The sequence below is a fragment of the Chryseobacterium sp. CS3K3.1 genome (genome assembly GCF_059515165.1).
In genome coordinates this window covers 194,102-202,574 of the sequence record NZ_JCAKRV010000006.1, presented here as the reverse complement: position 1 = coordinate 202,574, position 8,473 = coordinate 194,102, and the positions used below count along the sequence as shown (strand labels likewise).

The following is an 8,473-nucleotide window of genomic DNA, read 5'->3' as shown; positions in this document are numbered from 1 at the left end:
AGTTTGGTGTCAGGATTGGTTGTTCCTACACCAAGAAGATGATTGGCTGCGTCTACAGAAACAGTATTTCCATCTACAGAAAAAGCATTGACCCTGTTACCTGTGAATGCTAGAGTATTTGAGCCCTGTGTTACAGTTCTGTTTCCTGTAAGACTACCATCTGTTGTATAAATATTAGAAGGAGAAGTTGTGTTTTCGCTACCTGCTGTAGCTCTCCATGATGAATTAGTGAAAACAAATTCTTTTATTTTATTATTACTAACAGTCGTTCCATTTAATACAGCATCAAATCCGCCTGTTGTATTATTATATACAATCAGACGCTGACCCGGATTAGGTGCTGCCGGTGCTGTAATAGTTATTGTTGCAGTAGCTGATCCTGTAAGTTGTACCTGGCTCACATTGCTTGGGATGGTAGCTGTATTAGCACTCACGGGTAAGGTTGTTTCACGGGTAGTAATAGCTCCGTTAATATCCAGTGTTGTTCCTGGGTTGGGTGTATTGATACCTACATTACCTTTCTGAGCATAGAGTGACAGGTTCACAAATAGTAAACCGACTAATAATTTTTTAGAAATCATCATTTGTGTTTTAAGTTTGTTATTTACCCGGCATGGGTGTTCTTTTTTTAGTCGGCAAAATTGCTTAAATTTTTTGTTTTTTTCGAAAAAGTGCATACATCAAATGTACAGCATTCATTTATGTGCTGCTTAAGAAGGGGGTGTGTTTTTAAGTTGCTGTTTTTTAATCTATTGTATAATGTTGAAATGCATTTTAATGCATGAATCAGAGGTGTTGTTTTTTCGAAAATTGAAAGTGATTTTCATGTTGTATGGATTAAAATTAAAATTTCATTTCATTCCAGATATTAAAATAATGCCACCCTGAAAAAGACGTTTTTTTGCTTCCTAAAAATACCGTAGAAATACGGATTTCGGTATGACTTTATTACTTCTATCTTTATCATGTACTTAAAAGAACAAAATAAAAAAAATGTTTGACCTGAATTACGACTATATAAAGAAGGAAATAGAATCTGAAGTGTGCAATGAACACGGTAGGCATCCGGAATTTGTAAAAACAGATGAAGGTTTCGGAATAAAAGCCTGCTGTGAACCATTCAGAGAAGAGCTTGTTGAAAAGTCAGGGAAAATGATTGAAGAAGCAACAAAGAAGATTCTTGAAGAAATGATGAAGGATCTGTTTAAAGAATAAGTTTTTACGATGTTAAGATAACTTTGTTATCGGAAGCTGCTTCGGAAGGGGTGGCTTTTTTTGTTGGAATTGCTGAATAAAATTAAAATAATAGAATAGGCACGTAAACAAAAACCGCCCCCAAACAGGGCGGTTTTCTCAGTAAAATAAATTGAAAAGTTATATGTTCTGTTATCTTTTCTTCATGCGCGTTCCAGCCAGGGAACTGATGAATACAAGGCCAAACCCGATATAAGCGGCAAATGCCGTCAGGTATATAATTAAGCTGTTAAAGCTAGGTTTTAAGGCGTATACCAACACTGAAAATGCAGCAAAACTTAACACCATCAACAGGCTCCATATATTCAATTTTGCAGCATCTTCATTTCTCTTAAAAATCATTTCAAAAAAGGCTCTCATCATTACTAACATTTTAAGGGTTATACATTAATTTATAGCATAAAGGCGCACTCATCACGGTAAAAAGAATATATTCCTTTACTGGGCTAAGGTTCACGATGACTTTGCCATTTATTTATATCATAACACCGGGCTGAAAGTCCGGGATATTTTTTGTTTTTTTTGAATCAATCAATGATTCCTGGTTATTGTGATACCAGTCAGATACGGGTGCAAAACTGCTGTGAAAAACTAACGGGGGTTAATTAATCACGGACCCGTATCTTTTACGGCATCGTAGAAAAAAAAGGATTCATATACTAGATATGAACTTGAATCAGTGGAAAAACTGAAAATCCACAGAAAACCTTTTTTCTCATCCTTAGTGTTTTTTTAATTTTTTCTCAAGAATTTACATGCCAATATCATGCCAAAATTCGGTTTGTGCGATTAACACTTTGTTTCACGGGATTGATGAGATGAGTAGTGAAGCATTTTTTCTTCTGTTATTTCCTTAAGCATAGAAAAATTTTCTGTTTTTGGCAGGGAATAATTTATTACGCAGAAAATATTTCGGAGAAATTATAATTCTGTAAATTGATACCATTCCAGAATATTTTAAAAATAAATCAGAAAGATTTTAAAGATCATTGAATGGGTAATTACTGATCGTAAGATGATGATATCATGAGGATTTTTTTGAGTTAAGGTTTACAACACTAATAACACCAATGATTTCACAAATAACACCAATAAATATAGGCAATCATCTGTGTCAATCTGTGGAATCTGTGGGATACATATAAGTTTCGGCTAAAGCCATTGGAAGAGATTCATTTAAAATAAACGGGCTAAAGCCCATTTCTATTGATATTATTAAATTTGTGTTATTCGTGAAAACATTCGTGACATTTGTGTTTAATTTTAAAACCACAAGTAACACCAATATTCCTTCACAAATAACACAAATATATATACGCAATCATCCGTGTCAATCTGTGGAATCAGTGGGATACTTATAATTTCCAGCTAAAGCCGTTTTAAAGGTATCCATAAAATATAAAACAAGCTTCCTTCGTCTACTTTCTGGATTACTGCCATTCCTATTGATGTTAGTGAATTCATGTTATTGGTGAAATCATTAGTGTCATTTGTGTTTAATTGTAAGAACCACAAGTAACACAAATATTCCTTCACAAATAACACAAATAAATTACACGCAATCATCCGTGTCAATCTGTGAAATCAGTGGTTATAAAAATCTTAAGTTTAGGTTAAGCCCCATTCCTTTTGAATTTGTGTTATTTGTGAAATCATTCGTGTCACGTGTTTAATTGTAAGAATCATAAATACCACCAATGTTTTTCACAAATTTTACTAATGGAATACTGTGAAATTTATTATGCATTACTATTAAAATAAAAAACCGCCTTTAGAAAGACGGTTTCATATTTTACCAGTTTTTATCAATCATATAAATAATCTGAGTCAAAGCGGTGGCTCCCAATAAAAGCTCCCTTCGGTTCACCTTTTCAAAAGTATCTTCTTCCGTGTGGTGAATATCGAAATATCGCTGCGAATCCGGCATCAGCTCAGCAGCGGGAATTCCCATGTCATGAAGCGGATAAAGGTCTGTTCCTGAAAACCGCTCTTCAAAATTATAAACTCCGTAGGGAAGAAAAAGATTCGACCAGCTTTTAATCTGATTTCTTTTTGCATCATCCATATCCAGAGCAATACCTCTTGGGGCAAAGCCTCCGGCATCTGTTTCAATAGCAAAAAGATGTTTTTCGTTTTTCTCTTTTACCGTTTTACCGTACTGGATTCCTCCTTTTACTCCGTTTTCTTCATTGGCGAAACAGACAACCCTGATGGTATGGTTATTCTGAATACCCAACTTTTTAAAGGTTCTTAAAACCTCAATGCTTTGTACAATTCCGGCTCCGTCATCATGGGCTCCTTCACCTACATCCCAGGAATCAAGGTGTCCACCGACAACAATAACACTCTGGTCTTTTTTACCTGTAATTTCACCAATAACAGAGTGGGAGAGCTTTTCTCCTTTCATTCCGCAGTTGGAGTTAAGTTTTGCATTAACTTTCTGGCTTTTCAGTAAACCTTCCAGTTCATCTGCAGTTGTGCTTCCGATGGCTACCGCAGGGATTTTGGAAACTTTGTCTTCATAGCGCATTGCTCCGGTATGAGGCACATCATCAAAAGCGGAAGACAGTGATCTTACGATGGCGAATTTTCCTCCCTTTTTAGCGGTTAAAGAAGCGGCAGTCGTTCTGTATTTGGCGGCATCACCATAGGCTTTGAAAGTCTCTACAAATGACTGGCTGAAAGGGTAGTTGAAGAACACGATTTTATCTTTCACTTTTTCAGCAGGAAGTCTGTCATATTCTTCCATCGATTTTACCATGATGATTTCTCCCGAAACATCTTTTCCTCCTGTTCCTTCAGAATTCCCAAGGGAAAGCATTTTAAGGCTTTTCCATTTTCCGTTGGAAGTCTGGATGTTCAGAGATTCTTTTCCTCTTTCCCAAACAGGAATCATGACTTCCTGAAGCCATACTTTATCAGCTCCGGCATCACGAAGTTTCTGTTCTGCCCATTTTACAGATTTTTCATAGGCTTCGGATCCACTTAAGCGGTGGCCTATGTTTTTTGTAAGCTCTCTAAGCTCTGTATATCCTTTTCCGTTGTTCAGGATTTCTGCAGAGATTTTTCTGAACTGTACAGAATCTTCTGTAGACTGGCCAAATGCAGCCATTCCAAAAAGTAATAATGAAGTTCCTAGTATCCTTTTCATTGTTTACCAATTTTTGTCAATCATATAAATAAGTTGTGTCATCACCGTAGAACCCAATAATAATTCTCTGCGGTTGATTTTTTCAAAAGTGTCTTCTTCGGTATGGTGGATATCGAAATAGCGTTGCGGATCAGGAACGAGTTCAGCTGTAGGAACTCCCATTTCGTGAAGCGGGGCAATATCCGACCCTGAATATTTTCCTTCAAAGTTGTAAACGCCATAAGGCAAAAACAGATTCACCCAGCTTTTGATCTGGTTTCTTTGAGGTTCATCCATTTCGAGGGAAATTCCGCGTGGTGAAAAACCTCCGGCATCAGATTCAATGGCGAAAATATGTTTCTCGTTATTTTCTTTGACCGTCTTACCATATTGTTTTCCGCCTTTTGTCCCATTTTCTTCGTTGGCAAAACAAACGGCGCGGATCGTATGATTATTCTGAATCCCTAATTTTTTAAAGGTTCTTAATACCTCAATGCTCTGCACAATTCCGGCCCCGTCATCATGGGCTCCTTCGCCGACATCCCAGGAATCAAGATGTCCGCCCACAACAATAACACTTTGATCTTTTTTACCTGTAATTTCACCAATAACAGAGTGGGAAAGCTTTTCTCCTTTCATACCACAGTTGGAATTAAGTTTAGCAGTAACCTGATGATTCTTTAATAATGCCTCAAGTTCATCAGCTGATGTATTTCCGATTGTTATGGCTGGTATTTTGGAAATATTTTCGTCATAACGCATGTTTCCTGTGTGTGGAATATCATCAAAAGCAGAGGAAAGAGACCTGACGATGGCAAATTTTCCTCCTTTTTTAGCCGTTAATGAGGCTGCAGTTCTTCTGTAGGGGTTTGCATCACGATAAGAAATGAATGTCTGTACATTTTCCTGACTAAAAGGATAGTTGAAAAACACAATTTTATCTTTCACTTTTTCAGCAGGAAGTCTGTCATATTCTTCCAGTGATTTTACCATGATGATTTCTCCGGAAACATCTTTTCCTCCGGTTCCTTCAGAATTTCCAAGGGAAAGCATTTTTACACTTTTCCATTTTCCGTTGGAAGTCCGGATGTGCAGAGATTCTTTTCCTCTTACCCAAACAGGAATCATCACTTCCTGTAGCCATACTTTGTCAGCTCCGGCATCACGAAGTTTCTGTGCTGCCCACTGAACTGATTTTTCATACGCTTCTGACCCGCTGAGACGGTTTCCTATAGTTTTGGTAAGTTCTCTCAGTTCATTGTATCCTTTTCCGTTGTTCAGAATTTCTGTAGAGATTTTTCTGAACTGGACAGAATCTTCTGTAGACTGACCAAATGTGGCCATTCCAAAAAGAAGTAATAAAGTTCCTGTTATCTTTTTCATTGTTACCAGTTTTTATCAACCATAAAAATCATCTGTGTTATGGCGACAGCTCCAAGAAGAAGCTCTCTTTTATTTACTTTATCAAAAGTATCCTGCTCGGAGTGGTGATAATCAAAATATCTTTGGGTGTCTACCACAAGCTCTGCCAAAGGAATATCCAGTTTTTTCAAAGGAGAAATATCCTGAATGGCTTCTGTCTGGTCAAAATCATAAACGCCATATGGCAGAAAATATTCTTTCCAGGGATAAACCAGTCTTCTTCTCTGCGGGGACATATCTAATGAAAACCCACGGGGAGAATAACCTCCGGCATCGGTTCCTAAGGCAAATATGTGTTTTTCGTCTTTCTTTTTCACATAAGCAGCATACATCTCACGGCCTTGTCCTCCGTTTTCACTGTTGGCATACAAAACAACGCGGATCGTATGATTGTTTTCATATCCAAGTGCTTTCAGCGTTCTTAGCACTTCGATACACTGTACAACACCTGTTCCGTCGTCCACGGCACCTTCGCCAATATCCCACGAATCAAGCTGAGCGCCTAAAACAATTACTTTTGAATCTTTTTTGCCTCCAATTTCAGCAATGATATTAGGATTCGTAGTATCACCTTTTGATTCTGCGGTCATGTTGATTTTCGCAGTCACTTTCTGTTTTTTCAATGTTTTTTCCAGCTCATCTGCAGACCTTACTCCAATTGATAAAGCCGGAATTTTAATTTTATCATCTGGCTCGTAGTAAATCATTTTGGCATGAGGAGTGTCATCAGTAGCGGTGGTCAGTGACCTTATAATTAAGGCTTTTGCACCTGTTTTGGCAATTACCGAAGCGGAAATTAATTTTGATTTTGCTGCCTGTAAATAAGAATCGCTTGTATTGATAACTCTCGGGTCCATAGGAACATTTACAAAAACTATTTTGTCTTTTAGCTGTCCCAGCGACATGGCATTAAGTTCTGATGTGGAATTGATTAAAACAACTTCACCTGTCAGATCTTTACCTCCTGTTCCTTCAGAGTTTCCGAAAGAAAGCATTCTGATGTTTTTCCAATCTCCATTTCCGGCTTTGATCTGTAAAGATTCTTTTCCTCTGATCCAGACCGGTGCTTTAGCTTCCTGTCTCCAGATCATATTAATACCAATTTCCTTGAACTTTTTTTCAGCCCATTCTACAGCTTTTGTATAACCGGGAGTGGCGCTGAAGCGGGGACCGATTCTTTTGGTAAGTTCCCCGAGATTATCATAAGCAGTGCCGTTGGTCATAATTTCATCTGAAATTTTTCTGAACTCATCGTGATAATTAAATCTGGCAACAGTACCTTTTTTTGCCGGTCCTTTTTGTGGTTTTTTTTGAGAAAATAAAAATCCACTCAAAAAGAGTGGAAGTATAATGAATATTTTTTTCATTTATTATTTACTTATCTTTTCCATTGATAAAAGTAGGAAAAAAATAGTAATTTATTAAGGTTTCATGTCGTACATTAACAAGGCTGTAATTAATTTTGGCTCAATAAATGTACATTTTGGAGGCATGCTTAATTTTAAATCTGAAATTTTAATCATATCATTAAAACTTACAGGATAAATTCCAAAGCCGACTTTGCCTTCACCATTGTCTACTTTTTCTTTTAAAAGATTGATTCCGTTGATGTTGGAGGTTCCTTTTACATAAGAAATAAGTTCAGAACTGTCCGGATCTTCAATTTTCAGGATGTTTTTGAAAATATATTTGTCCAAAAGGTGGTGATCCAGGTTATCCAGAGACATTTCTTTGGAACGGAGATCGTGTTTTACGTGAAGGGAATAGAATTTCCCATCCATATACATTGAGATATGGAATTTCTGAGAAGGGTAGTACGATGTTTCCCCTTTTTCATGGATCAGGAAATATTTTTCAAGTTCCTTCAGGAAATCTTCCGGAGAAATACCATTCAGATCGTGTAAGATTCTGTTGTAGTCGTGAATCTTTATTGACTGGTTGGAAACAATGAAACTATATACAAAGTTGTAAAGCTCTGTACCGTTATGTTTTTTATTTTTCTCCTTATGGTATTTGGCATTCATTGCTGTGGAACCAATTCTGTGGTGCCCATCGGCAATGTAGAACGAATCTATCTGATCAATCACTTCTTTAAACTGCTGAAGCTTCAGACGATTGTCTATTCTCCAGATTTTATGTCTGATACCCATAGAATCCACATGGTTGAAGATAGGAACATTTTTTTCTTCATGGTTCATCAGCAATTCAATTTTTGAATTGGCAGGGTAGGTAAGAAGTACAGGTTCTGCCTGCAGATTTACTTTTTCAAGGTAGTGAGCCAGTTTCTCCTTTTTCTGCGGGATGGTACTTTCATGTCTCTTGATTTTTCCATTCCAGAAATCTTCAATACTTGCCAATCCCAGAAGTCCTCTGAACATCTGTTTGTTGGGATAGATCTGCTCATAAAGATAGTAAGACGAATTGTCCTGGACCAATTTCTTTTCTTCCAGAAGTTCTTCAAAGGTAGAACGGATCTTTCGCAGGTTCCGGTCAATATCTTTAGATTTACTTACAACATAGGGTTTAATCATATTGATGTAAGTATTTTCAACTTGAGCTTTCTCCGCAATCTCTTCCTGGGTGAAATTATCCAGTGGATGGGTAGGGAAAGTACTCTCAAAGTCTCTATGAGGTCTTATTCCACGGAAAGGTTTAAAAACAGGCATA

General features: G+C 37.1%; 6 protein-coding genes and 1 pseudogene. 1 reads left to right on the top strand and 6 read right to left on the bottom strand.

Annotation, left to right across the window (positions count from 1 at the left end):
• A pseudogene (locus AC5YGI_RS08265) lies at nt 1-584 on the bottom strand (hypothetical protein); the annotation flags it as partial.
• 409 nt (nt 585-993) lie between these two features.
• Between AC5YGI_RS08265 and AC5YGI_RS08260 the strand changes: the two are divergent.
• The gene (locus AC5YGI_RS08260) at nt 994-1,215 is read left to right on the top strand and encodes a hypothetical protein (protein ID WP_496167983.1); all 222 of its coding nucleotides are present in this window, start codon (nt 994-996) and stop codon (nt 1,213-1,215) included.
• Between the two features lie 171 nt (nt 1,216-1,386).
• On the opposite strand, the gene AC5YGI_RS08255 is transcribed toward AC5YGI_RS08260, so the two are convergent.
• The 5 genes from AC5YGI_RS08255 to AC5YGI_RS08235 all read right to left on the bottom strand — a co-directional run bounded on the left by AC5YGI_RS08255 (nt 1,387) and on the right by AC5YGI_RS08235 (nt 8,472).
• The gene (locus tag AC5YGI_RS08255) at nt 1,387-1,617 is read right to left on the bottom strand and encodes a hypothetical protein (protein WP_446106066.1); all 231 of its coding nucleotides are present in this window, start codon (nt 1,615-1,617) and stop codon (nt 1,387-1,389) included.
• A 1,429-nt stretch (nt 1,618-3,046) separates the two neighbouring features.
• Nucleotides 3,047-4,405: a M20/M25/M40 family metallo-hydrolase gene (locus tag AC5YGI_RS08250; RefSeq protein WP_496167982.1), complete on the bottom strand. Its 1,359-nt coding sequence runs from the start codon at nt 4,403-4,405 to the stop codon at nt 3,047-3,049.
• Between the two features lie 3 nt (nt 4,406-4,408).
• Entirely contained in the window at nt 4,409-5,767 is a 1,359-nt protein-coding gene (locus AC5YGI_RS08245) for a M20/M25/M40 family metallo-hydrolase (protein ID WP_496167981.1), read from the bottom strand.
• Between the two features lie 2 nt (nt 5,768-5,769).
• Nucleotides 5,770-7,173, bottom strand: coding sequence for a M28 family peptidase (locus AC5YGI_RS08240; RefSeq protein WP_454510030.1), 1,404 nt, complete (start codon nt 7,171-7,173; stop codon nt 5,770-5,772).
• Nucleotides 7,174-7,227: 54 nt separating this feature from the next.
• Complete coding sequence (locus AC5YGI_RS08235; RefSeq protein WP_137903953.1) at nt 7,228-8,472, bottom strand: DUF1015 domain-containing protein; 1,245 nt, start codon at nt 8,470-8,472, stop codon at nt 7,228-7,230.
• Nucleotide 8,473 lies beyond the last annotated feature (1 nt).

Bases quoted from the DNA above. Each gene is read 5' to 3' on its own strand.
- AC5YGI_RS08260 (WP_496167983.1), top strand. From the start codon at position 994: ATGTTTGACCTGAATTACGACTATATAAAGAAGGAAATAGAATCTGAA.
- AC5YGI_RS08255 (WP_446106066.1), bottom strand. From the start codon at position 1,617: ATGATGAGAGCCTTTTTTGAAATGATTTTTAAGAGAAATGAAGATGCT.
- AC5YGI_RS08250 (WP_496167982.1), bottom strand. From the start codon at position 4,405: ATGAAAAGGATACTAGGAACTTCATTATTACTTTTTGGAATGGCTGCA.
- AC5YGI_RS08245 (WP_496167981.1), bottom strand. From the start codon at position 5,767: ATGAAAAAGATAACAGGAACTTTATTACTTCTTTTTGGAATGGCCACA.
- AC5YGI_RS08240 (WP_454510030.1), bottom strand. From the start codon at position 7,173: ATGAAAAAAATATTCATTATACTTCCACTCTTTTTGAGTGGATTTTTA.
- AC5YGI_RS08235 (WP_137903953.1), bottom strand. From the start codon at position 8,472: ATGCCTGTTTTTAAACCTTTCCGTGGAATAAGACCTCATAGAGACTTT.